This is a genomic window from Streptomyces rimosus (genome assembly GCF_008704655.1).
GTDB lineage: Bacteria > Actinomycetota > Actinomycetes > Streptomycetales > Streptomycetaceae > Streptomyces > Streptomyces rimosus.
On the sequence record NZ_CP023688.1, the window covers coordinates 6,916,871 to 6,939,762 of the forward strand.

The 22,892-nt window shown below is 73.2% G+C and carries 23 protein-coding genes and 1 riboswitch; of the genes, 11 read left to right on the forward strand and 12 right to left on the reverse strand.

Going from position 1 to position 22,892, the window contains the following annotated elements; translation table 11 throughout:
- Positions 1-35 precede the first annotated feature (35 nt).
- Both CP984_RS30250 and CP984_RS30255 read left to right on the forward strand, forming a co-directional pair.
- On the forward strand, positions 36-1,385 hold the full coding sequence (locus CP984_RS30250; protein ID WP_003983708.1) for a class II 3-deoxy-7-phosphoheptulonate synthase: 1,350 nt from the start codon (positions 36-38) through the stop codon (positions 1,383-1,385).
- 145 nt (positions 1,386-1,530) lie between these two features.
- Entirely contained in the window at positions 1,531-1,842 is a 312-nt protein-coding gene (locus CP984_RS30255) for a (2Fe-2S)-binding protein (protein ID WP_003983709.1), read from the forward strand.
- 61 nt (positions 1,843-1,903) lie between these two features.
- Here CP984_RS30255 and bfr read toward each other — a convergent pair whose 3' ends face one another.
- Complete coding sequence (gene bfr, locus CP984_RS30260) at positions 1,904-2,383, reverse strand: bacterioferritin (protein ID WP_003983710.1); 480 nt, start codon at positions 2,381-2,383, stop codon at positions 1,904-1,906.
- Between the two features lie 146 nt (positions 2,384-2,529).
- Here bfr and CP984_RS30265 point away from each other — a divergent pair, with 146 nt between their 5' ends.
- Positions 2,530-3,162, forward strand: coding sequence for a sulfite oxidase-like oxidoreductase (locus tag CP984_RS30265; RefSeq protein WP_003983711.1), 633 nt, complete (start codon positions 2,530-2,532; stop codon positions 3,160-3,162).
- A gap of 52 nt (positions 3,163-3,214) precedes the next feature.
- Here CP984_RS30265 and CP984_RS30270 read toward each other — a convergent pair whose 3' ends face one another.
- From CP984_RS30270 to thiO, 6 genes are all read right to left on the reverse strand, one after another.
- Complete coding sequence (locus CP984_RS30270) at positions 3,215-3,691, reverse strand: DUF4396 domain-containing protein (protein WP_003983712.1); 477 nt, start codon at positions 3,689-3,691, stop codon at positions 3,215-3,217.
- 21 nt (positions 3,692-3,712) lie between these two features.
- The gene (locus tag CP984_RS30275) at positions 3,713-4,603 is read right to left on the reverse strand and encodes a deoxyribonuclease IV (RefSeq protein WP_043977737.1); all 891 of its coding nucleotides are present in this window, start codon (positions 4,601-4,603) and stop codon (positions 3,713-3,715) included.
- 112 nt (positions 4,604-4,715) lie between these two features.
- A complete protein-coding gene (gene pknB, locus CP984_RS30280; protein ID WP_003983714.1) occupies positions 4,716-6,722 on the reverse strand; it encodes a Stk1 family PASTA domain-containing Ser/Thr kinase in 2,007 nt (668 codons plus the stop codon).
- 184 nt (positions 6,723-6,906) lie between these two features.
- Positions 6,907-7,701: a thiazole synthase gene (locus CP984_RS30285; protein ID WP_003983715.1), complete on the reverse strand. Its 795-nt coding sequence runs from the start codon at positions 7,699-7,701 to the stop codon at positions 6,907-6,909.
- Positions 7,702-7,709: 8 nt separating this feature from the next.
- Positions 7,710-7,928 carry a sulfur carrier protein ThiS gene (gene thiS, locus CP984_RS30290; protein WP_003983716.1) on the reverse strand — a complete coding sequence of 73 codons (219 nt, stop codon included), beginning with the start codon at positions 7,926-7,928 and terminating at the stop codon, positions 7,710-7,712.
- Positions 7,925-9,202 (reverse strand): glycine oxidase ThiO, encoded by a 1,278-nt coding sequence (gene thiO, locus CP984_RS30295; protein ID WP_003983717.1) that lies wholly within the window; start codon positions 9,200-9,202, stop codon positions 7,925-7,927. Before thiO ends, thiS begins: the two co-directional genes overlap by 4 nt.
- Positions 9,200-9,313, reverse strand: a riboswitch (TPP riboswitch). (Overlaps the previous gene by 3 nt.)
- A 175-nt stretch (positions 9,314-9,488) precedes the next feature.
- Between thiO and CP984_RS30300 the strand changes: the two genes are divergently transcribed.
- The 5 genes from CP984_RS30300 (at position 9,489) to CP984_RS30320 (ending at position 14,188) form a co-directional block, all read left to right on the forward strand.
- Entirely contained in the window at positions 9,489-10,769 is a 1,281-nt protein-coding gene (locus CP984_RS30300; protein WP_003983718.1) for an NAD(P)/FAD-dependent oxidoreductase, read from the forward strand.
- A 102-nt stretch (positions 10,770-10,871) separates the two neighbouring features.
- On the forward strand, positions 10,872-11,237 hold the full coding sequence (locus CP984_RS30305; RefSeq protein WP_003983719.1) for an Rv2175c family DNA-binding protein: 366 nt from the start codon (positions 10,872-10,874) through the stop codon (positions 11,235-11,237).
- Between the two features lie 140 nt (positions 11,238-11,377).
- Positions 11,378-12,028 carry a thiamine phosphate synthase gene (gene thiE, locus CP984_RS30310; RefSeq protein ID WP_003983720.1) on the forward strand — a complete coding sequence of 217 codons (651 nt, stop codon included), beginning with the start codon at positions 11,378-11,380 and terminating at the stop codon, positions 12,026-12,028.
- Positions 12,029-12,157: 129 nt separating this feature from the next.
- Positions 12,158-13,075, forward strand: a complete 918-nt coding sequence (gene metF / locus CP984_RS30315; protein WP_030180162.1) for a methylenetetrahydrofolate reductase [NAD(P)H] — start codon at positions 12,158-12,160, stop codon at positions 13,073-13,075.
- A gap of 51 nt (positions 13,076-13,126) precedes the next feature.
- Complete coding sequence (locus tag CP984_RS30320) at positions 13,127-14,188, forward strand: hypothetical protein (protein WP_003983722.1); 1,062 nt, start codon at positions 13,127-13,129, stop codon at positions 14,186-14,188.
- Positions 14,189-14,231: 43 nt separating this feature from the next.
- On the opposite strand, the gene CP984_RS30325 is transcribed toward CP984_RS30320, so the two are convergent.
- The 5 genes from CP984_RS30325 to CP984_RS30345 form a co-directional block, all read right to left on the reverse strand.
- Positions 14,232-15,818, reverse strand: coding sequence for a phytoene desaturase family protein (locus CP984_RS30325; protein ID WP_003983723.1), 1,587 nt, complete (start codon positions 15,816-15,818; stop codon positions 14,232-14,234).
- A 78-nt stretch (positions 15,819-15,896) separates the two neighbouring features.
- On the reverse strand, positions 15,897-16,532 hold the full coding sequence (locus CP984_RS30330) for a DUF4126 domain-containing protein (RefSeq protein WP_003983724.1): 636 nt from the start codon (positions 16,530-16,532) through the stop codon (positions 15,897-15,899).
- Between the two features lie 367 nt (positions 16,533-16,899).
- Entirely contained in the window at positions 16,900-17,511 is a 612-nt protein-coding gene (locus CP984_RS30335) for a TetR/AcrR family transcriptional regulator (protein ID WP_030180152.1), read from the reverse strand.
- Between the two features lie 35 nt (positions 17,512-17,546).
- Positions 17,547-19,754, reverse strand: a complete 2,208-nt coding sequence (locus CP984_RS30340) for a YhgE/Pip domain-containing protein (protein WP_003983726.1) — start codon at positions 19,752-19,754, stop codon at positions 17,547-17,549.
- Positions 19,726-20,496 carry an ATP-binding cassette domain-containing protein gene (locus tag CP984_RS30345; RefSeq protein ID WP_003983727.1) on the reverse strand — a complete coding sequence of 257 codons (771 nt, stop codon included), beginning with the start codon at positions 20,494-20,496 and terminating at the stop codon, positions 19,726-19,728. Before CP984_RS30345 ends, CP984_RS30340 begins: the two co-directional genes overlap by 29 nt.
- A gap of 226 nt (positions 20,497-20,722) precedes the next feature.
- Here CP984_RS30345 and CP984_RS30350 point away from each other — a divergent pair, with 226 nt between their 5' ends.
- The 3 genes from CP984_RS30350 to CP984_RS30360 all read left to right on the forward strand — a co-directional run bounded on the left by CP984_RS30350 (position 20,723) and on the right by CP984_RS30360 (position 22,761).
- Complete coding sequence (locus CP984_RS30350) at positions 20,723-21,208, forward strand: SAV_6107 family HEPN domain-containing protein (RefSeq protein WP_003983728.1); 486 nt, start codon at positions 20,723-20,725, stop codon at positions 21,206-21,208.
- Between the two features lie 124 nt (positions 21,209-21,332).
- Complete coding sequence (locus CP984_RS30355) at positions 21,333-22,088, forward strand: methyltransferase (RefSeq protein WP_003983729.1); 756 nt, start codon at positions 21,333-21,335, stop codon at positions 22,086-22,088.
- A 259-nt stretch (positions 22,089-22,347) separates the two neighbouring features.
- Positions 22,348-22,761 carry a DUF3040 domain-containing protein gene (locus CP984_RS30360; protein ID WP_003983730.1) on the forward strand — a complete coding sequence of 138 codons (414 nt, stop codon included), beginning with the start codon at positions 22,348-22,350 and terminating at the stop codon, positions 22,759-22,761.
- Positions 22,762-22,892: the final 131 nt, after the last annotated feature.

The following is a 22,892-nucleotide window of genomic DNA, read 5'->3' on the forward strand; positions in this document are numbered from 1 at the left end:
ATGGACCCCTGTCCCGACCCCGTAAAGTTTGACCCGTGACCGTGAACGCTGAAATCCACGCCGGTGGCAACACCTGGCGAGACCTGCCCGCGGCGCAGCAGCCCGAATGGCCGGACCAAGAGGCTCTGCGCGATGTGATCGCCGAGCTGGAGTCCTATCCGCCGCTCGTCTTCGCCGGCGAGTGCGACCAGCTGCGCGAGCGCCTGGGAGCGGTCGCCCGGGGTGAGGCGTTCCTCCTCCAGGGCGGCGACTGCGCGGAGGCGTTCGACGCCGTCTCGGCCGAGCACATCCGCAACAAGCTCAAGACCCTGCTCCAGATGGGCGCGGTCCTCACGTACGCCGGGTCGGTCCCGGTCGTCAAGGTGGGCCGGATCGCCGGCCAGTACAGCAAGCCGCGCTCCAAGCCGACCGAGACCCGCGACGGCGTGACGCTGCCGACCTACCGCGGCGACTCCGTCAACGGCTTCGAGTTCACCGAGGCGGCCCGCATCCCGGACCCGCAGCGCCTGAAGCGGATGTACCACGCCTCCGCCGCGACGCTGAACCTGGTGCGCGCCTTCACCACCGGCGGCTACGCCGACCTGCGCCAGGTGCACGCCTGGAACCAGGACTTCGTGAAGTCCTCCCCGTCCGGGCAGCGTTACGAGGCGCTGGCGCGCGAGATCGACCGCGCGCTGAACTTCATGAACGCCTGCGGGGTGGACCCGGAGGAGTTCAAGACGGTGGAGTTCTACTCCTCCCACGAGGCGCTGGTGCTGGACTACGAGTCCGCGCTGACCCGTACGGACTCCCGCACCGGCAAGCTGTACGACGTGTCCGGGCACATGGTCTGGATCGGTGAGCGCACCCGCCAACTGGACGGCGCGCACATCGAGTTCGCCTCCCGCATCCGCAACCCGATCGGCGTCAAGCTGGGCCCGACGACGACCGCCGAGGACGCGCTCACCCTCATCGAGCGCCTGGACCCGGAGCGCGAGCCGGGCCGGCTGACCTTCATCACCCGCATGGGCGCGGACAAGATCCGCGACAAGCTGCCCGAGCTGGTCGAGAAGGTCACCGCCTCCGGCGCCAAGGTCGCCTGGATCTGCGACCCGATGCACGGCAACACCTTCGAGGCCGCCTCCGGTCACAAGACCCGGCGCTTCGACGACGTGCTGGACGAGGTCAAGGGCTTCTTCGAGGTGCACAAGGGCCTCGGCACCCACCCCGGCGGCATCCACGTGGAGCTGACCGGCGACGATGTCACCGAGTGCGTCGGCGGCGGCGACGAGATCTTCGTCGACGACCTCCACCAGCGCTACGAGACCGCCTGCGACCCGCGGCTCAACCGCAGCCAGTCGCTCGACCTGGCGTTCCTGGTGGCGGAGATGTACCGGGACCAGTAGCTCTGCGGGGCCCGGCCGGGCCGGTGGACACCCGATGGGGCGCGGATCACAGGGATTCGCGCCCCATCGCCGTTGTTACCGCTCTTCCGTCCCGGGTAAGGTAAGGGTAACCTCACCGCGGAACAGGTCGACGGAGGTGACCCGCGTGTACGTCTGCTCGTGCTTCGGCATCACGGAGCAGCAAGTCCGTGACCACGCGGAATCCGGCGCCTGCACCCCGCGCCAGATAGCCTCCGCCTGCAAGGCCGGCACCGACTGCGGCGGCTGCGTACGCCGTATCCAGGCACTGCTCGGCCGCGGCGCGTGCCCCCGGCGCGAGCTGATCGACCAGGGCGCGCCGGAACCGCTGGGCGCCGAGGTGCCCGAACTGCCGGCGGCCGGGGCGCGCGGAACCTACGGCACGACGCCCGGCGCGGTCCCGGACACGACGCCCGGCGCCCTGCCGGAAGCGGCCTGACGCCGGCCCGACCGGTGGCCGTGCCCCGCCCCGCTCCGCAGGAACGGTTTGCCGGACCGGCTCAGCTGTCCGGCTGCTCGATGACCTGGGCGATGTAGAGCGGCTCACCCAGCTTCTCGACCAGATCGAGCTGCGTGTCCAGATAGTCGATGTGGTGCTCCTCGTCGGCCAGGATGCTCTCGAAGATGTTGGCTGACGTGATGTCCCCCTTGGCCCGCATCAGCTCGATGCCCCGCTTGAGCCGGTCGATCGCCTCGACCTCGATCTGCCGGTCCGCCTGGAACATCTCGGTGACCGTCTGGCCCACCCGGACGTGGAAGAGCCGCTGGTAATTGGGCAGCCCGTCCAGGAAGAGAATGCGGTCCGTGAGGATCTCCGCGTGCTTCATCTCGTCGAACGACTCGTGCCGGGTGTACTTGGCCAGCTTGTGCCAGCCGAAGTTCTCCTGCATCTTCGCGTGCAGGAAGTACTGATTGATCGCGGTCAGCTCGGCGGTCAGCTGCTCGTTGAGGAATTCGATGACCTCGGGGTCGCCCTGCATGACGGCGGGCTCCTTCCACGCGAGAACTGGCAGGTGCCGCGCATCCTCGCACCGTCGCGCGCGGGGCGTCCAGTAAGTGCACGCTTAGTACGAGTTGCCCGAATCGCTGCCGCCCTGGTCATCGGCACCCCCGAGGGTCTGACACCATGGGGAGCATGGGTCAGCCCGAAAGCCGCGAAGCGGAGCATCCTCAGCTGCCTCCGGGGCAGCGACTGCAACGGGGATGGCCGGTCACGCATTACGGCCCGGTGCCGAAATTCCGGCCGGAACGCTGGGAGTTCCGGGCTTTCGGCGCCACCGCGGACGGCGGCAAGCACTGCTGGACGCACGAGGAATTCTCGGCGCTGCCCTATACCACCGTGGTCGCCGACATGCACTGCGTCACGAAGTTCAGCATGCTCGGCGCCGAATGGGGCGGCGTGTCCACCCGCACCGTCCTCGATCTCGCGCCACCGGCTCCGGATGTCACCCATGTGATGGTGTGGGCCGAATACGGATTCAGTTCGAACCTGAAACTGGCCGATTTCGCCGACGCCAAGTGCCTGTTCGCCACCCATCGCTCCGGCGAGCCGCTCACCGCCGAGCACGGTTTCCCGGTCCGGCTGATCGTCCCGCACCTGTACGCCTGGAAAGGGCCCAAATGGGTGCGCGGCATCGAGTACATGACGGCCGACCGCCGTGGCTTCTGGGAGGAGCGCGGCTACCACAACCTCGGTGACCCGTGGCGCGAGCAGCGCTACTCGTATCAGGAGGAGCCGGGGGACGGGCCCGAGCTGTAGCGCGCCGGGCCGCCCGGCGGCGGTCCGGGAACGGCCGGAATGCGGGCCGCGCTCAGTGATATCGGTGTGCTACGGCGTGTCCCTTGCCGCGGGAGATCATCCACCGGTTCACCGGCGTGGTCACGACGAACGCCAGGGCCAGTGACAGCGCCAGCGTCCACCAGAACAGGGCGTCGGACAGCGCCGCGTCCAGCGCCCCGGGGATCAGCACGATCACCCCGTTGTCGATCAGCTCCATGACCGCGATGGACAGCGTGTCGGCGGCCAGCGCGACCCGTACGGCGGCCCGCAGGCCGAGCCCGGAGCCGAGCACACCGCGCAGGGTGAGGGCATAGCCGAAGACGAAGGCGAGCACCACCGCGAGCACCATCGTCGGGGCGTTGTGCCAGCTCAGGGCGGTACCGACGACCATGCCCAGGATCTCGCCGAGGGCGCAGCCGGTCAGGCAGTGCAGCGTCGCGCGGGCCGCGGCGCCCCAGCTCGCCGCCGCGTGCCCGCCGTGCTCGTGCCCGTCGTGTGCCTGGTGCATCGGTATGCCCAGGCTGCCACCTCAGGCCGGGTGGCGCAGCTCCTTCAGGCGCGCCACGTCCGCCGCGTGGCCCTCCTTGCCGCCCGGCGTCTCGATCACCAGCGGTACGCCCGCCGTGGCCGGGTGCCGGAACAGCTCGCCGAACGGGTCGGCCCCGATGTGCCCCGAGCCGATGTTCTCGTGGCGGTCCTTGTGGGCGCCGACGACGTCCTTGGAGTCGTTGGCGTGGATCAGTTTCAGCCGTCCCTCGCCGACCGTGTCGACCAGCTCGTCCAGCAGCGCCTTCGTCCCGCCGGGCGCCGCCATGTCGTGCCCGGCCGCGAAGGCGTGGCAGGTGTCCAGGCAGACGCCCAGCTTCGGGTGCCGGTCCAGCGCGTCGAAGTACGGGCCCAGGTCCTCGGCCAGCGCGCACAGCGACGCGCCCTGCCCCGCCGTCGGCTCCAGCAGCAGCCACGGGTCGTCGTCGTGCGTCAGCTCGTCCAGCAGCGGGCGCACCCGCTCGCGCACCTGCGCCAGCGCCTCCGCGCGCGGCCGCCCGCCGGTCGCCGAGCCGGTGTGCACCACCACGCCCAGCGCGCCGATCGCCCGGCCGCGCAGCAGCGAGTGCCGCAGCGAGACCACGGACTTCTCGACCGTCCCGTCGTTGTGCGAGCCGAAGTTGATGAGGTAGGGCGCGTGCACATACGCCGGGATCGCCTCCCGCTCGCACGCTTCCCGGAACGCCTCGTCCTGCTGCGGGACACCGGCCGGGGTGGCCCAGCCGCGCGGGTTGGCGACGAAGACCTGCACGGCCTCGCCGCCGATGTCACGGGCGTACGGGATGCCGACCTTGGCCAGGCCGCCGGCCACCGGCACATGGCTGCCGACCGGATTGCGCTCACGGGCGTGCTGCGGGGAGGGGGAAGTGCTCACCCGTCAAGGGTGCCAGGCGCACGGCGCCCGCCCGGCGTGCGGGCGGGCGTCCTTGCTCACAGTGGGCGCGCGGTGCGGCCGTACCCGCGGGGACACACGCCGCGGGCCCGGCTCAGAGCGCGCTCTCCAGCCGGATGGTGATCTTGCTGCCCTTGGCCGCCTGCTCGCCGCCCGCGACCGACTGGCTCTCGACCTTGTCCCGCGGGAACAGGAACGGCTTCTTGACCTCGACCTCGAAGCCCGCCCCGGTCAGCGCCCGCTTGGCCTCGTCGGTGCTCTTGCCCGTCACGTCCGGGACGGCGACCATCTCCGGGCCCGAGGAGAGCGTGAGGGTGACGGTGTCACCCTTGCCCTGCTTGCTGCCCTGGCCGGGCGACTGGCGGGCCACCTTGCCCGCCTCGTGCGGCGAGTGCACCGTACCGTCCGCGATCTTCACATCGAAGCCCGCGCCGCGCAGCGTGGCCTCGGCGTCCGCGCGGTCCCGGCCGGTCACGTCCGGCACGTCCACCGCGGCGCCCCGGCTGACGGTCAGCGCGACGGCGGTGTCCGGGCGGCGCTTGCTGCCCGCCGCCGGATCGGTGCTGATCACCGAGCCCTTGGCGACCTCGTCGGAGAACTCCTTGCGCACCGTGCCGACGGTCAGCCCCAGGTCACGCAGCTTGCGCTTGGCGTCGGCGACCGGCGTGCCCGCCAGCTCGGGCACCTGGACGATCTCCGGGCCCTTGGACAGGGTGATGACGACCGTGCCCGTACCGCGGATGCGCTTGCCGTTCTCCGGGGTCGTGGCCATGACGTGGCCACGCTCGACGTTCGGGCTGAAGGCGTGCTTCACCTCCACGTTCAGGCCCTCGGCCCGCAGCGTCTTCTCCGCCTTCGCCTGGGTCATGTCCAGGACGGCCGGGACGGTGGTGAACTGGCCGGAGTTGATGTACCAGACGCCCGCGCCCACCCCGAGGACGAGCAGCACGGCCGCCACGATGGAAACGGCCTTGCGCCGGGCCCGCAGCAGCCCGGCGACCGCCCCGGACCGGCCCGTGGCGGCCGGCCGCAGCCGGGTGGTCGGCTCGGCCGCCGAAGCCGCTTCCGCCGGCGGCAGCTCCAGCCGGCTGGTGCGGTGCAGCGGCTCCCCGTCCGGCTGCGGCTCTTCCAGCGGCAGCGGCGGCTGTACGGCGACGGCCCGCGGCAGCACGCTCGTACGGTCCTCGGAGCCCGCCGCGGAACCGCCCTCCGGCACCTCCCTGGCCTGCGGCGGCACCGCGTCCAGCTGCGCGTCGCTCAGGTCGGCGCGGACCGTGCGGGCCTGCGCGAGCAGCGTCACCGCGTCCTGCGGGCGCAGCTCGGGTCGGCGCGCGGTGGCCGCGGCGACCAGGTCGTCCAGCTGCGGCGCCAGCTCCGGCGCGTACGTGGACGGTGGCGGCACATCCTCGTGCAGGTGCTGGTAGAGGACCTGTGCCGCGCTGCCGCCCGAGTGCGGCTTGCCGCCGGTCAGCATCTCGAAGAGCACGACACCGCAGGCGTACACGTCCGCGGGCGGCCCCGCGCTGCCGTCCTCGATCTGCTCGGGCGCCAGGTAGGAGACGGTGCCCAGGACGGAGCCGGTCGAGGCCGTGGTGTGGGTGCCCATGGTCCGTACGAGCCCGAAGTCGGCGACCTTGACCCGGCCGTCGTCGCCGATCAGCACGTTCTCCGGCTTCATGTCGCGGTGTACCAGCCCGGCCCGGTGGGCGGCGCCCAGCGCGGCCAGCATCGGCTCCAGGATGTCCAGCGCGGCGCGCGGCTGGAGGGCGCCGCGCTCCCGCAGCACGTCGCGCAGCGTGCAGCCCGCGACGTACTCCATGGCCAGGTACACATACGTCCCGTCGGTGCCCTGGTCGTACACGCCGACGACATTGGGGTGGTCGAGGCGGGCCACGGACTTCGCCTCGCGGATGAAGCGGTCGACGAACGCGGCGTCGGCCGCCAGCGACGGGTGCATCACCTTCAGGGCGAGCACCCGGTCCAGCCGGGTGTCCATGGCCCGGTAGACCGTGGCCATGCCGCCGGCGGCGATGCGCGCCTGCACCTGGTACCGGCCGTCGAGCAGCTGCCCGACCAGCGGGTCCTGAAGGGTCGTATCCACGGCAGAGGAGTCTACGAGCCGCCGTGGTGATGGCCCACGCCCCGCCCACGACCAGCGCCTTTCTGCGACCGAACGGTGACAGGGGCGGGGCGCGGGCCGGGGCGGGACGCGCCGGATGTCCGTTTCGCCGGGCGCGGGCGGCACCCGTACAGCCATCGGCCGCACGGGTGGCGTCCGCCGCGCCTCAGAAGGCGGGCCGCTCCGGGTCCAGCACGGCGACGCCCTCGGTGGGCGAGGAGGCTTCCGCGTAGTGGCGGCGCGGGATACGGCCCGCCCGGTACGCCAGCCGGCCGGCCTCGACCGCGTGCCGCATCGCCTCCGCCATCAGGACGGGCTCCTGCGCGCGGGTCACCGCGGTCGCCAGCATCACCCCGGCGCAGCCCAGCTCCATGGCGAGCGCCGCGTCCGAGGCGGTGCCCGCGCCCGCGTCCAGGATCACCGGGACCCCGGCCCGCTCGGTGATCAGCTGGAAGTTGTGCGGGTTGCGGATGCCGAGACCGGAGCCGATGGGGGCGCCCAGCGGCATGATCGCCGCGCAGCCCACGTCCTCCAGCTTGCGGGCGAGCACCGGGTCGTCGTTGGTGTACGGCAGGACGGTGAAGCCGTCGTCCACCAGGGTCTCGGCGGCGTCCAGCAGCTCGATGGGGTCGGGCAGGAGCGTGCGCTCGTCGGCGACCACCTCGACCTTGATCCAGTCGGTGCCCAGTGCCTCGCGGGCCAGGCGCGCGGTCAGCACGGCCTCGCCGGCGGTGAAGCAGCCGGCGGTGTTCGGCAGGACGCGGATGCCGTGCCGCTGGAGCACGGACAGCACCGAGCCCTGCACGGTCGGGTCCAGGCGGCGCATGGCGACCGTGGTCAGCTCCGTACCGGAGGCGAGCAGCGCCCGCTCCAGGATGTCCAGGCTGGGCGCCCCGCCCGTCCCCATGATCAGACGGGAGTCGAAGGCGGTGTCGGCGATGGTGAAGAGATCGTCGGCCATGACGGGGATCAGCCTCCCTGGACTGCGGTGAGGACCTCGACGCGGTCGCCGTCGCCGAGCGGGGTGGCGGGCCACTGGCCGCGCGGCACCACCGTCTCGTTGACGGCGGCGGCCACGCCGCTGGAGGCCGTGGTGAGCCCGGCGACGAGCCGGTCCAGGGTGAGCCCGCCGGGGACCTCGCGGGGCTCGCCGTTCACGGAGACGCTGATGGACGTGCTGACGGTCATGCGGGCTGCTCCTGAGAGGCGGGGACGGGCGTGGGCGCGGCGCCCGGCCGGGCACCGTACGGCTGCGTCGTGAAGCGGTCCGGGGCGAACGGCAGGGCCTCCTCCGGCAGCGGGCCGCCGGTCAGTGCCGCCGCCAGCACGTCGCCGGTGACGGGCGTCAGCAGCACCCCGTTGCGGTGGTGACCGGTGGCCAGCAGCAGGCCGGGCAGCGCGGTCGGGCCGAGCAGCGGCGCGTTGTCGGGCGAGCCGGGGCGCAGCCCGGCGCGGGTCTCGATCAGCGGCAGTTCGGTGATGCCGGGCATCAGTTCGTGGGCGTCCCGCAGCAGTTCGTAGACCCCGCCCGCGGTGACCGTGGTGTCCCAGCCGAGTTCTTCGGTGGTGGCGCCGACGACCAGCTCGCCGTCCTCGCGCGGTACGAGGTAGAGCGGGCCGCCGCGCACCACGGCCCGTACGGTGCGGGACAGAAACGGTACGCCGCCGGGCAGCCCCTCGGGCATGCGCAGCCGCAGCACCTGGCCCTTGACCGGCCGTACCGGCGGCAGCACGTCCTCGGGGACGCCCGCCAGCCGCCCGCTGCGGCTGCCCGCGGCGAGCACGACCTGCCCGGCCGCGATCCGGCTCCCGTCGGCCAGCTCCGCGCCGGTGGCGCGGCCCCGCTCGACGGTCAGCCGCTCGGCGGTGGTGCGGTGGAAGGCGACCCCGGCCCGCTCGCAGGCGGCGAGCAGCGCTGCGGCCAGCCGGCGCGGATCGACCTGGTGGTCCCCGTCCACGCGCAGCCCGCCGCGCACGCCCGGCGCGAGCATCGGCTCCAGGCGCCGGCACTCACGCCCGCTCAGCCACTCGGAGTCCAGTCCGCTGCGGCGCTGGAGGGCGTGCAGATCGCGCAGATAGGCGCGGTCGTCGGCGTCGAGCGCGACGGCCAGCGTGCCACACCTTCGGTAGCCCAGGTCCCGGCCGCTCGCCTCGGCCAGCTCGGCGGCGAAGTCCGGGTAGCGGCGGGCGGAGGCGAGGTTGAGGCCGAGCAGCGTCTGCTCGCCGTAGTGCAGTTCGGTGACGGCGGCCAGCATGCCGGCCGCGACCTGGGCGGCGCCGCCGCCGGGCGCCGGGTCGGCGACGGCGGTGCGCAGCCCGTGCTGGGCCGCCCGCCAGGCCGTGACCAGGCCGATGATGCCGCCGCCGATGACGAGTGCGTCAGGGGACGTCGGTACGCCAGGGGACGTCGGTACCGAGGTGGGCTCCGAGGTCCGTACGGACGGTTGTGCGGATGGATGCATGGGCGTCCAGCCCCTCCCTTCGCCGGCATGACCCGGATCAGGTTCGTACGGTCGGAGGCCGCAGCAGCCTCCCTCTCAGCCCGGTGCGTCCGGGCTCCCGCGAGTGCGTTCCCCGCAACCCTAGTACGGGCCGCGGACGCGCCGTAAGGGAGCGCCGGGGCCGGGGAACGGGGCGTGAACACGGGGCGTCGCGCGGGCACCTGAGGGTGACCGGCCGTGACGTTGTGTCATAGATCTCGTTGCGCGGATCTCGGGGTGGCGCGACACGCCGTCCTAGAGTGATCGGGTGACCGAGCAGACGCAGCCCCAGGACCCCGCCCCCGCGCGCCAGGGCGGCGAACCCGCCGAACGCGCCGCCGAACGCGCCCGGCGCGTCGTCATCGTCGGCGCCGGACTGGCCGGCGTACAGACCGCCGTCGCCCTGCGCGAACAGGGCTGGCGCGGGGTGATCACGGTGCTCGGCGACGAGCCGCACCGGCCGTACGACCGCCCGCCGCTGTCCAAGGCCGTGCTGCTCGGCAAGGCCGACGGCTCGACCTTCGACGTGGACTTCGAGGCGCTCGGCATCGACCTGGTCCTGGGCCGGCACGCCACCGGACTCGCGCCCGCCTCGAAGGTGGTCGAGACCGATGCCGGACCGGTCGAGTACGACCACCTGGTGATCGCGACCGGTGCCGAACCGGTCACCCTGCCCGGCTGCGACGGCCTGCCGGACGTCCACGTGCTGCGCACCATCGACGACGCCGAGCGGCTGCGGCCCGTGCTGGCCGAGCAGCGCGAGGTCGTGGTGGTCGGCGCGGGCTGGATCGGCGCCGAGTTCACCACCGCGGCACGCGAGGCGGGCTGCCGGGTGACCGTCGTCGAGGCCGCCGACCGGCCGCTGGCCGGCGCGCTGCCCGCCGAGGTCGCCGCCCCGATGGCGGCCTGGTACGAGGACAGCGGCGCCCAGCTGCGCATCAACGCCCGGGTCGCCGCCCTCACCGAGGGCACGGTCACGCTCGCCGACGGCACGACGCTCGCCGCCGACGCGGTCGTGGTCGGCATCGGCGCCCGGCCCGCGACCGCCTGGCTGGCCGGCTCCGGCGTCGAACTGTCGCCCGAGGACCGCTCCGTACTGGCCGACGAGCGGCTGCGCACCTCGCTGCCCGACGTGTACGCGGTCGGCGACTGCGCCTCCTTCCCGTCCGCCCGCTACGGCAGCCGCCTGCTCGTCCACCACTGGGACAACGCCCTCCAGGGTCCGCGCACGGTCGCCGCCACCATCGCCCGCGGCGAGGCCGAGGGTCCGGTGTACGACCCGGTCCCGTACTTCTGGTCCGAGCAGTTCGGCCGCTTCGTGCAGTACGCCGGGCACCACACCGGCGCCGACGAGACGGTCTGGCGCGGCGACCCGGAGAGCGCGGCCTGGTCGGTGATCTGGCTGCGCGACGGCGTGCTCGTCGCGCTGCTGGCGGTGGGCCGGCCGCGCGACCTGGCGCAGGGGCGCAAGCTCATCGAACGGGGCGCGGTGCTGGACCGGCGGCTGGCCGCCGACGCGTCCGTACCGCTGAAGTCGGCGGCCGTCTGAGGCCCGGCGGCGGGCCCGGGCAGGGGTCTCGTACGGGTGCCTGCCTGCACCGATGGCGATGCCCCGCTACCGGCTGTCAGTGGGAGGTGGCAGGCTTGTCCCGTGACCGAGATTGACGCAAAGATCGATGGACTCGTTCCCGCCTGGCTCACCCTGCCCGACATCGCCGAGATGATCGACGTCGAGGTGACGCGTGTGCGGCAGCTGGTGAAGGAGGGCCAGCTGATCGCGGTGCGCCGTGGCGAGAACCGTGCCCTTCATGTGCCGGCCGACTTCATCAAGGACGGCAAGGTCGTCAAGGGACTCGTCGGGACGCTCACGCTCCTGCGGGACGACGGCTTCACCGACGAGGAGATGCTGGAGTGGCTCTTCACCCCCGACGAGACACTGCCCGGCACCCCCGCCCAGGCCCTGCGTGAGAATCGCGGTACGGAGGTGAAGCGCCGAGCCCAGGCGCTCGCCGTCTAGCAGCGCCTGACCCGGCCGCGGGCCTGTCCGCGGCCGTTCGCCGTCGCTGCCGCACCCGCGGCCGCGACCGTTTCGCACCACGAGGGCGTACGGGCCGGAAGGCCCGGCCCGTACGCCGCAGACCTGGGGGGATCCGCCCGATGACCACCGCACGCGACGCCCTGTCCGACGCCCGGCTCTACCTGTGCACGGACGCCCGCAGGCGCCAGGGCGACCTGCCGCGGTTCCTGGACGCGGTGCTCGGCTCGGGCGTGGACATCGTGCAACTGCGCGACAAGGGCATGGAGGCCGGCGAGGAGCTGGCCCACCTGGAGGTCTTCGCGGACGCCTGCCGCCGGCACGGCAAGCTGCTGGCCGTCAACGATCGCGCCGACGTCGCGCACGCCATCGGCTCGGACGTGCTGCACCTGGGGCAGGGCGACCTGCCGGTGCCCGCCGCCCGCGCGATCCTCGGCGACGACGTGCTGATCGGCCGGTCCACCCACGCCGAGGCGGAGGTGGACGCCGCGCTGGCCCAGCCCGGCGTGGACTACTTCTGCACCGGCCCCTGCTGGCCCACCCCGACCAAGCCCGGCCGCCACGCCCCCGGTCTGGACCTCGTGCGGTACGCCGCCGCGCGGCGCCCCGAGCGCCCCTGGTTCGCGATCGGCGGCATCGACGCGGACAACCTGGACGAGGTGCTGGCGGCGGGCGCCCGCCGGGTCGTCGTCGTACGGGCGATCACCGAGGCCGAGGACCCGGGAGCCGCTGCCGCCGCCCTGGCGAAGCGGGTGCGCGCCCACGAAGCATGAGTCGTTCGGGGTGCTCCGCCTGGACGTGAGATGGCCGGCCGGTGTCCAAGGCGTGGACCGGAATGCGGCTATCCGGGCATTTCGTCGGAGCTGGTTGGTGCGGACCGCACCGGTGGATAATCTGCACGTATGGCCCTTGGCACAGCTTCCACCAGGACTGATCGCGCGCGGACCGTGCGCGACCTGCTCGCTTCCGGCAAGCAGTCGTATTCGTTCGAGTTCGCCGCCCCGAAGACGGAGAAGGGCGAGCGGACGCTGTGGAACGCCATCCGCCGCATCGAGGCCGTCTCACCGACCTTCGTCTCGGTGACCTACGGCGCGGGCGGCACCTCCCGCGAAGGCACCGTGCGCGCCACCGAGCGGATCGCCACCGACACCACCCTCACCCCGGTCGCCCACCTGACCGCCGTCAACCACTCGCTGGCCGACCTGCGCAACATCATCGGGCAGTACGCCGACGCCGGCATCCGCAACATGCTGGCGCTGCGCGGCGACCCGCCCGGCGACCCGATGGGCGACTGGGTCCAGCACCCCGAAGGCGTGCTGTACGCCGCCGAACTTGTCCGGCTGATCAAGGAGTCCGGCGACTTCTGCGTCGGCGTGGCCGCCTTCCCGGAGATGCACCCCCGCTCGACGGACTGGGACACCGACGTACGGCACTTTGTCGACAAGTGCCGGGCCGGCGCGGACTTCGCCATCACCCAGATGTTCTTCTACGCCGAGGACTATCTGCGGCTGCGCGACCGGGTCGCCGCGGCGGGTTGCGAGACACCCATCATCCCGGAGATCATGCCGGTCACCAACGTCCGCCAGATCGAACGGTTCGCGCAGCTCAGCAACGCGGCCTTCCCGCCCGAGCTCGCCGAGCGCATCCTCGCCGTCAAGGACGACCCGGCGGCTGTACGCTCCATTGGCATCGAGTACGCGACACAGCTGTGCGCGCGCCTGATGGCCGAGGGAAGTCCCGGGTTGCACTTCATCACCCTGAACCACTCCACGGCGACGCTGGAAATCTACGAGAACCTGGGACTGCACCAGCAGTCCTGACGGCGGTTTGCCGCACCACGCCGTCTGTGGAGCGGCGGAAGAGGGGCCTATATGGGCTTGGTGGTCCTGTACATCGCGTTCGCCTGTGTCGCGCTCTGGCTCCTCGGCGAAGTGCTGCTCCAGTACAAGGCCCGGCTGCGGTGGCGGCTGCTGGCCTTCACCGGCTTCCTCGGCGTGGTCGTCGGTGTCGTCATTCCGTCGGTGATCGTCATAGCGGTGGGCGCCATTGCCTTCGCCGTCGGGCAGACCTACGTCACGCTCTCCTTCCGCAGCGGCTTCTCCGAGGGCTGGGCGCTGCGCGGCAAGCGGAAAGACAGCGGTAAGCGCGGGGACAGCGGCAAGCGTGGTGACAACCGGCGGCGCCGGGCCCGGGGCGGCGGCCGGGCCGCGTCCGCCGGTCCGACGCTCCAGGTCTCCGACCTGGAAGCCGTCCCGGCCATGGAGGGCGCGGGCGCCGGGGGAGCGGACGCCGCCCCGGCCGCGTACGACGGCACGGACCCCTTCGCCCCGCAGGACGGCTTCCCGGCCCAGGCGCAGGCGGGATCCCACGACGGCTACGCGAGCGCCGACCCCGCCGAGGTCTACGCGCCCCAGCCGATCCCCGAGGACACCGGCCAGTACGGCATATACAGCACCGACGCGCGCCCGCAGCAGCCCGGCTATGCCGCGTACGACGGCTACCAGGACTACGGCCAGGGCGGCTACGGCTACGACGGTGGTTACGGGGGCGCCGCCGCCCAGGGCGGGCAGGACGCCTACACCGACCACTACAGCGCTTACGGCACCGGCCAGGACCAGAGCCAGGCCCACGGCCAGCCCCACGCCCAGGGGCCGGGCCAGCAGGCGCCCTACTCCGATCCCTACCTCGGCTCGCAGCAGTATCCCGGGCAGTACGACCCGTACGAGCAGCCCGACGCCTTCGGGGGCTCGCCGGGCTATCCGGGGCAGCAGTACACCGGCGTGCAGGACCCGCAGTCGTCGTACGGCGAGACGCCGCCCGGCGGGGTGTGGGTCCCCCAGCAGCGGGGCAACGAGCCCGCCCCGGAGCAGCCGTACCCGCCCTACCAGCCCCCGCAGAACCAGGGTTTTGACGGGCAGCAGTACCGCTACTGAGCGGGCGGCGGCAGCGCCGGCGATCGGGCGGGCGCGCTCCGGGTCACTGGGAGCCGCGCCAGTCGTCCCCGTTCACGATCAGCCCCGCGACGAGAGCGCCGGACATCCCGGCGTGTGCCAGCCCGCCGCCCGGGTGCGTCCAGCCGCCGACCGCGTACAGCCCGGGTATGCGGGTGCGGTTGGCGGGGCGCAGGAAACGGCCTCCGGCACCGGCCAGCGCCGGGCCAGGCACCGACTCGCCCTCGGCGGGCGGCAGCACGGCCCGCCACAGCACCCGCTCCCGCAGCCCGGGTATCGCCGCCCCGGCGGCCTCGATCAGCCGGTCGGCGGCGGCAGCCAGCGCGGCCGTCTCCTCAACTGCCCCCTCGTGCGCGCCGCTTCGGGGGTCGGCCGACGCGGCCGGTGCGCCGCTCCCGGCCGTGGCGGGGGGCCGGGCCAGGTCTCCGTACGGTGCGACCGCGGCGCTCAGCGTCACGGCCTCGTGGTCGTCGTCGGGCCGGGACTCCGGGTCGTCCGGGCGCAGCACCGTCACCGTCGGGCGGTCGCACAGCGTGCCCGGACCCGCGCCGAAGACGGCCGCCAACTCCGCCGCGGGGTCGGCGGCGTGGACCACCGTGCGGTGCGCCGCGTCCGCCGGGCGGGGGCCGCGCAGGGCGAGCGCGACCGTGAACCGGCCGGGCACCCGGCGGCGCTCGTCCGCCGCGGGCCGTACGTCGTCCGCGCCCCACGGATCGGCGCCCTTCAGGAGCGCCGTCAGCAGGTCGGGGGCAATGCCCGCGACGACCGTGTCCGCCTCGGCGCAACTCCCGTCGCGCAGCTCGACACCGGCCGCCCGGCCGTCCGCCTCGACGATCCGCGTGACCTCGGCGCCGAAGGTGAACTCCACCTTCCGGGCCAGGCAGCGCTCGTACAGCGCGTCCGCCAGCGCCCGGATGCCGCCACGCGGATACCAACTTCCGAAAGTCTGCTCCATGTACGGCAGGATCGCGGCGCTCGCGGGGGCGGTGCGCGGATCGAAGCCGTACGCCACGGCGTAGCTCTCCAGGAGGGCGGTCAGCCGGGGGTCCTTCAGCTCGCGGCGGGCCACCTCGGCGAGGGTGCCGTCCGCCGCGGGCCTGCGCCGCCCGAACAGGCCGCGCTTCGGCAGCGCCGGATACGGATCGCGCCCCAGCACCTGCCAGTCGGGCCACAGCGGCTCCTCCAGCAGCGGCCGGCGGGTGCGGTCCCACGCCTCGCGGGCGCGGCCCAGGAAGTCGCTCCAGCGCTCACCGGCGCCCGCGCCCAGCGCGCCGTCGAGCGCCGTGAGGACGCCGGCCCGGGAGGCGTTCGGCAGCGAGACGGCCGTGCCGTCCGCGAAGACGTGGCGGGCGGCGGGGTCGACCTGGGACAGCTCCAGCACGCTCTCCAGCGGCTCGCGGCCGGTCTTGACGAACAGGTCGCGGTAGACGGCGGGGAGGTGCAGCAGCCCGGGGCCGGTGTCGAAGCCGAAGCCCGCGCGCTCGAAGCGGCGCACCGCGCCGCCGTACGTGCCGTTACGTTCGTACACCGCCACCCGGTGGCCCGCGACGGCCAGCCGGGCGGCGGCCGCCATCGCGCCCATCCCGGCGCCGATCACCGCAATCCGTGCCATGCCTGCGACTTTATCCGGCGGCACTGACAATCCGGCCGCGGCCTGCCTGACCTGGACCGGAACGCCACAGGCCCCGGCTCAGCCCACCGGCGTCCCGGTCCCGCGCGTCCCCGCCCCGCGCGCCGCCGCCACCCGCCGTTCCTCGCGCCTCTGCTTCCTGCGCCGCAGGAAGCGCCGTACGCGGGACCACAGGAACGCCACCAGGAGAATCCCGCCGACCAGCAGCACCCCGGCGATGATCGCCGCGGCCACCGGGTGGAACACCGCGAAGACGACGATGCCCGCGACGCCCAGGTCCTCCAGCGTGCTCAGCACGAAGTTGCTGGCCGGTTCGGGCGAGGTGTTCACCGCCATCCGCGTGCCCGCCTTCACCAGGTGGCTCACCAGCGCGCTGGAGCCGCCCACCGCGCCCGCCGCCAGCTGCGGCAGCGACCCGTCGTGGCCGGCCAGCAGGGCCGCCACGACGCCGCCGGACACCGGCCGGATCACCGTGTGCACGGCGTCCCACACCGAGTCCACGTAAGGGATCTTGTCGGCGACGGCCTCGCACAGGAAGAGCACCCCCGCGACGATCAGCACATCGGGTCGCTGGAGCGCTTCGGGCACCTCGTCGGTGACGCCGGTCGCCCCGAGCACGCCGAGCAGCAGGACGACGGCGTAGGCGTTGATACCGCTGGCCCAGCCGCTGGTGAAGACGAGAGGGAGTACAGACACGCAGGAGATCGTAGCCAGCCGCTGCGCGCCGGTGCTCAGGATTGAGTATCCGTACTCAGTCCCTGAGATGAGTAGGTACGCGGATGGGCCGCGACCTGGGCGGACGGAAGAGTGGGGGCCACGGAAGGGAAGCCGGGCCGCACCGCCGACACGGGGCGGCGGAACGGCACGGCAGCCCGGACGTGACGGGGGAGCACGGGGGCTCCACATGGGGAGTGCACGGGGGTACGGGGCCCCACGGGGGAAGCGCTGTCCTGGACGGATCGCCGGGGGAACGATCCGCTCCGGGGCAGCGCGCCGGTACGACGGCGGCGGTGGCCGGCAGATGATGCCGGCCACCGCCGCCGCTTCCGTATGCGCGGGGCGCCTACGGGTGCCCGCTCACCCGGCCCTGCAACAGGCGCGACAGGGACGCGTGCACGTCGTCGATCGACCGGTGCGGCTGATAGGACTGCCAGTCCAGCGCCGCCACCAGCACCATCCCGAACAGCGCGGACGCGGTCAGCGGGATGTCGATGTCCTCGCTCAGCTCGCCGCCCGCCACCGCCTCCCGGAGCACGCCCTCCACCACCGCGATCGCCCGTTCCCGCACCACCATCAGCGTGGACTGCCAGGCCCGGTTGGTCCGCCACAGCTCGGCCACGTACAGCTGGGTCAGCGCCGGATAGCGGGCGATGAAGTCCAGCCCGGCCCGGATCATCGCGTCCAGCGCGTCCACCCGGGTGCCGCCCCGGGCGGCGGCCCCGTCCGCGGCCTCCTGGAGGGAGGTGGCCAGCAGCTCGATGCCGTGCCGCAGCAACTCCTCGAAGAGTTCGTTCTTGCTCGCGAAGTTGTAGTACACGGTGCCCTTCGCGACACCGGCCCGCTCGGCGATCTCGTCCACGGTCGTGGAGGAGAAGCCCTGTTCGGCGATGAGCGTGACCGCGGCCTCGAAGAGCTTGCGCCGGGTGGCCTGGCGGCGCGTGCTGGAGCTTTCCATGGGGGTGATTGTGCCGCCCCCGGCGGCCCGCGCGCTCACAGGCTCAGCTCCGGATGGAGGTCCTTCAGCCGTACGACCTGCTTGCCGCGCGCCGCCCAGGCGGTGAGCGCGAGCGCCGCCGCGGTGAAGGCGAGCAGCACCACGCTGCCCTGCCACACGGGCGTCAGCTCACCGCCCGTGATGAGCCGCCGCAGCCCCTCCACGATGTAAGTCATCGGCAGGAACGGGTGGATCGCGTTGAAGAAGCCGGGGCTGGTCTGCACCGGGTACGTACCGCCCGCCGACGTCAGCTGGAGCATCAGCAGCGCCAGCACCAGGATGCGGCCGGCCGGTCCGAACCGGGCGTTGAGCCACTGCACGATCGCCGCGAAACAGGCCGTGGCCAGCAGCAGGAACCCGACCGTGCCGGCCGGCCGCTCCATGTGCAGGCCGAGCCCGAAGCGCAGCACGGTCATCAGGGCGGCCGTCTGGAGCACCCCCAGGGCGAACACCGGCAGCCATCCGGATACCGCGATCCGCCAGGCGCCCGCGCCCATGGCGAGCGCGCGCCGGTTGAGCGGCGGGATCAGCATGTAGGCGACCATCGCGCCGACCCAGAGGGAGAGCGGGATGAAGTACGGGGCGAAACCGGTGCCGTAGTTGGGCGCGCGGTGCGTGGCCTCGGAGGCGAGCTGCACCGGGTCGGACATGACGCGCGTACGGGCGTCCCGGTCGTGCTTGTCGTAGTCGGGGATCTGCCGTACGCCGTCGTGCAGGCCGCCGGCCAGCTTCTGCGAGCCGTCGGAGAGCTTGTACATGCCGCTGTACAGGGTCTGCGCGCCGTCCTTCAGCTTGCCGACGCCCTGGTCGAGAGCGTCCGCTCCGGAGGAGGCGCGTCCGGCGCCGTCGTGCAGCTTCCTGGCCCCGTCGGCCGCCTGCCCCGCGCCGTCCGCCAGCTTGCCGGTCCCGGCGGCCAGCTTGCCGGCGCCCGCGGAGACCTGGTGGGCGCCCGCGTTGAGCTGGTTGATCTTCTTGACGGCGGCGTCCAGGTCGGCGCCGAGATGCGGGCCGCGCCGCGCCAGCTCGTCCGCCAGGCGGTGCAGCGAGTCCAGGTCGCGGGCGAGGCGGTCGAGGTTCTTCTGGTCGTGCACGTAGCCGCTGATCTCCTCGGCCTTGGCCGCCGCGCGTGCCGCCTCTTCCTTGAGCTGCTTCAGCTCGGCACAGGAGGCGTCGGGCCGCGCCGCGTCCCCGCAGCGCTGCCGGTAGAAGGCCGCGAGGTGGTCGGACATCCCCCGGGAGAGCCTGGCGCCCGCGTCGGCGGCGCGCGGCAGCTTGTCCAGGTTCTCGCGTACGGCCTGTGCGCCGTCGGCGACCACCCGGGCGACCCGGCCGATCTCCTTGCCGTGCGCACGGACGAACGGGCCCACCTCCGCCGCCACGCCGTTGACCTTGTCGGCCAGTTGCTGGGTGCCCTGGGCGACCTGGCCGGAACCGCCGGCCAACTGGTCCGCGCCCCGGGAGGCGGCGGTCGCGCCCCGGGCGAGTTCGGCGGTGCCCGTGGAGAGCCGCCCGGCGCCCGCGTCGAGGTCCTTCAGGCCGTCGGCCAGGGTGCCGCTGCCGTTCTTCGCCGTCCCCAGGCCGTCCTTCAGCTTTCCGGTGCCGTCCTGGGCCTGCCCGATGCCGTCCTTGAGCTTCCCGGCGCCGTCCGCGGCCTCCTGGGTCTTGTCGTGCAGCGTCGAGAAGGAGACGAAGATGTTGTCGTAGAAGCTGCGCGAGGACTTCGCGGAGGCCGCCGAGCGCACCTCGGAGAAGACCGTGCGGGAGATCTGCCCGACGATGTAGTTGTTGGCGTCGTTCGTACGGACCTGAAGGGCGCCGGTCTCCGGATGGTCGCCCCCACTGGACGCGATGCGCTTGCTGAAGTCCCTGGGAACGGTCAGCGACAGGTAGTACGAGCCGTCCTCGACGCCGCGGTCCGCCTCCTGGGCGCTCACCCGGTGCCAGTCGAAGGTGTGGCTGTCGCGCAGGCCATCGACGATGCTGTCACCGGCCGCGACCTTCTTGCCCTTGACCTCCGCGCCGGTGTCCTCGTTGACGAGCGCGACCGGGATCTTGTCCAGGCGCCCGTACGGGTCCCAGAAGGAGCACAGGTAGAGCGCGCCGTACAGGAGCGGCAGCAGGAGGAGGGCGATCAGCGCCGCCATCGGCAGCTTGCCCCTCCCGAACCGCTTCAGCTCAAGCGCGGCCAGCCTCGGCGAGCGCATCCGCCGCCTCCTTCTTTTCGTCGCTGGTCGCTGCTTCTGCGTCATGCGCTCCGGTACGCACCACGACCGCGCCCTCGGGCGCCTGGCTGCACACCGCGAGGACGGTCGTCCCGGACTCCGCCAGGGCGCGCAGCGTCGCCCAGACGCCTGCGCGTTCGGCGTCGGAGAGCTTCATGTCGGTGTCGTCCACGGCGAGCAGGCGGGGTTTCCCGATCAGCGCCAGGGCGAGCGACAGGCGCAGCGCTTCGGCGCGCTCCAGGTCGCGTACGGCCGTCCGTACGCCCTTGGGCAGAACCTCCACATCCAGACCGGCCGCCTCCAGGGCCGCGTCGGTACGGGCGCGGGCCGCCGCGGTACGCTCCCGGCGCGGGCGCAGCAGCGCGCGCACCGATTCGCCGAACCGGTGCTGGAGCAGGGTGCGTTCGCGCAGGTGCTCGGCCACCGTCAGGGCAGGTTCGAGATCCGTGACACCGGGTACGTGGGCCAGTGCGGTGATCGCCCGTACCGCCGCCATCTTCTTGGGCAGCGGCAGCCCGGCGACCTCGGCCGTACCGGCGGAGGGCGTCATCCGGCCGGTGAGCGCGAGCAGTAGGCAGGTGCGTCCCGAACCGGACGGGCCCTCGATGGCGATCAGCGAGCCCGGCCCGGCCGTCAGGCCGATGTCCCGGAAGGCCCAGCCGCGGGGGCCCCGGACGCCGAGCCCGGTGGCGGTGACGGCCGCCCCGTGCGGGGTGCTGTGCACGATCCCCTCCTTTGAACTGACCAGTCAGTTCAAAAAGTATGCGCAGCCTTGTCATGTCTCCGCAAGGGGGTCCCGGCCGTCCGCCCGCTTTCCGGGGAAAGCCGCGATCTCCCCGAATTACCCGCCCCGCACAGGGAAAGAGCAGGTCAGAGCCGATTGTCAGTGGTGTGCCGCACGATGGCCCCATACGGTCCCCGAACCGTCATGCGACGACAGGAGGTTCGTCATGGCAGCCAGTTCGGCCGCGGGCAGCTCCGCGGCGTACGGCCCTCCGGGCGATGTCCACCCCGTCCTGCGCCGGGCGGCAGCGCCGCCCGCCGCCCTCGACCTGCTCGCCCAGGCCCAGCGTGGCATCGACGAAGCCCGCGACCTGGAAACCCCCAACGAGCGCTACGCCACCGCCCACCTCGCCGCACTGCGCACCGCGGCCGCCGTCCTCGCCGTGCGCGGCCGCCCCGAGACCAGCCTCCGCCGCAGGCAGCGCATCCGCAGCGCCTGGGAGGTGCTGCCCGAGGTCGCTCCCGAACTCGCCGAGTGGAGCGCCCTGTTCGCCTCCGGCGCCCAGCGCCGTGCCCGCGCCGAGGCGGGCATAGCCGGCGCGGCCGGCCCGCGCGACGCCGACGACCTGATCCGCGACGTGGCGATGTTCCTGCGCCTGGTGGAACGGATGCTGCTCCTCCAGCCCACCCTGCCGTCCCAGCGGGCGGGGTGACGGGCGGGGGCGGGGGCAGGGGTATCCGGCCCGGTCGGCCGGTATCGGGAGGCCGGGCCGTCCCCTCGCGTCCCATTAGGGTGGTACCCATCAGTTCCATGCCCCCGTCGAGGAGCCACCCGCCGTGTCTGACCCGCTGCGCCCGCGCGCATCCCTTCGTACCGCCGTGGTCTGGGAGGTTCTCGTAGAGGCCCTGGAGCGCCGGGCCGCGGCCGCCGGGCAGGACGTCCTCGACGTCCTGGACACCGGCGGCGGTACCGGCAACTTCGCCGTGCCGGTCGCGCGCCTCGGCCACCGCGTCACGGTCGTGGACCCCAGCCCCAACGCCCTGTTCGCCCTGGAGCGGCGGGCCGCCGAAGCGGGCGTCGCCGACCGGGTGCGCGCCGTGCAGGGCGACGCCCACGGCCTGTTCGACGTGGTCGAGCCCGGCGGCTACGACACCGTGCTGTGCCACGGCGTGCTGGAGTACGTCGACGACCCGGCCGAGGGCGTGCGCAACGCGGTCGGCGCGCTGCGCCCGGCCGGCACCCTGAGCCTGCTCGCCGCCGGACTGGGCGGCGCCGTGCTCGCCCGCGCCCTGGCGGGCCACTTCACCGAGGCCAGGAACGCCCTGACGGACCCGGCGGGCCGCTGGGGCGACGGGGACCCGGTGCCCCGGCGCTTCACCGCCGAGCAGCTCACCGCACTGGTCTCGGACACCGGCCTGAAGGTCAGCGGTGTGCACGGCGTACGGGTCTTCGCCGACCTGGTGCCCGGCGTCCTGGTGGACACCGAGCCCGGCGCCATGGACGCCCTGCTGAAACTGGAGGCAGCCGCCGCCGAGAACCCCGCGTTCCACTCGGTCGCCACCCAGCTGCACGTGCTCGCCGAGCGCGGCTGACTTCCCCGAGCCGCTCACGCTGTGCGTGCAGTCGGCCACAGGCCACCCGATCAGCCGCTTCGCCCCGTATGATCGGGGGTACAACGCCCGGCATGACGGATCGGCGGGTGGGGAATGCAGGCTGCAGGCACCACCGACCGCCACGGCGGCCCGGGCGGTGAATTGGCGTAGAGGGGCGGGTTTCACGGGGGCGATTCCCTGCCTATCCTGAAAGGGTCGCACCCGGTCGCCCCCCGCGACCGACGAGTAGGAGGACTCCGTGCCGCTCTCGGAGCACGAGCAGCGCATGCTCGAGCAAATGGAGCGAGCGCTGTACGCCGAAGATCCGAAGTTCGCGACAGCGCTTGAGGGAAGCGGGCTGCGTACGTACACCCGGCGACGGGTCTACCAAGCGGTCGCGGGCTTCCTGGTAGGTATCGCGCTCCTCATGGCCGGTATGGTCGCCCAGCAGATCTGGATCAGCGTGGTCGGCTTCCTCGTGATGCTCGGCTGCGCGGTGCTCGCGGTCACCGGCTGGCGCAAGGCGCCCAAGCCGGGAGAGCAGCAGGCCGCGGCGGGCGGCCGCGCGGGACCCGGTGGCGGTCAGGCCAGGCGCCAGGCCCGGCAGCGCCGCTCGATGATGGACCGGATCGAGAGCCGGTGGCAGCGCCGCCGCGACGAACAGGGCCACTGACCGGCCCCTCGGCTCCCCGACCTCCTGCTCGCCCTGCCACGCCCAACATTTGAGATGTCGCGGCCGTCCGGATTCCGGACGGCCGCTTCTCGTGTTCGGGGGAGCGACGGCCGGGGGCGGCCGGGGCTGCG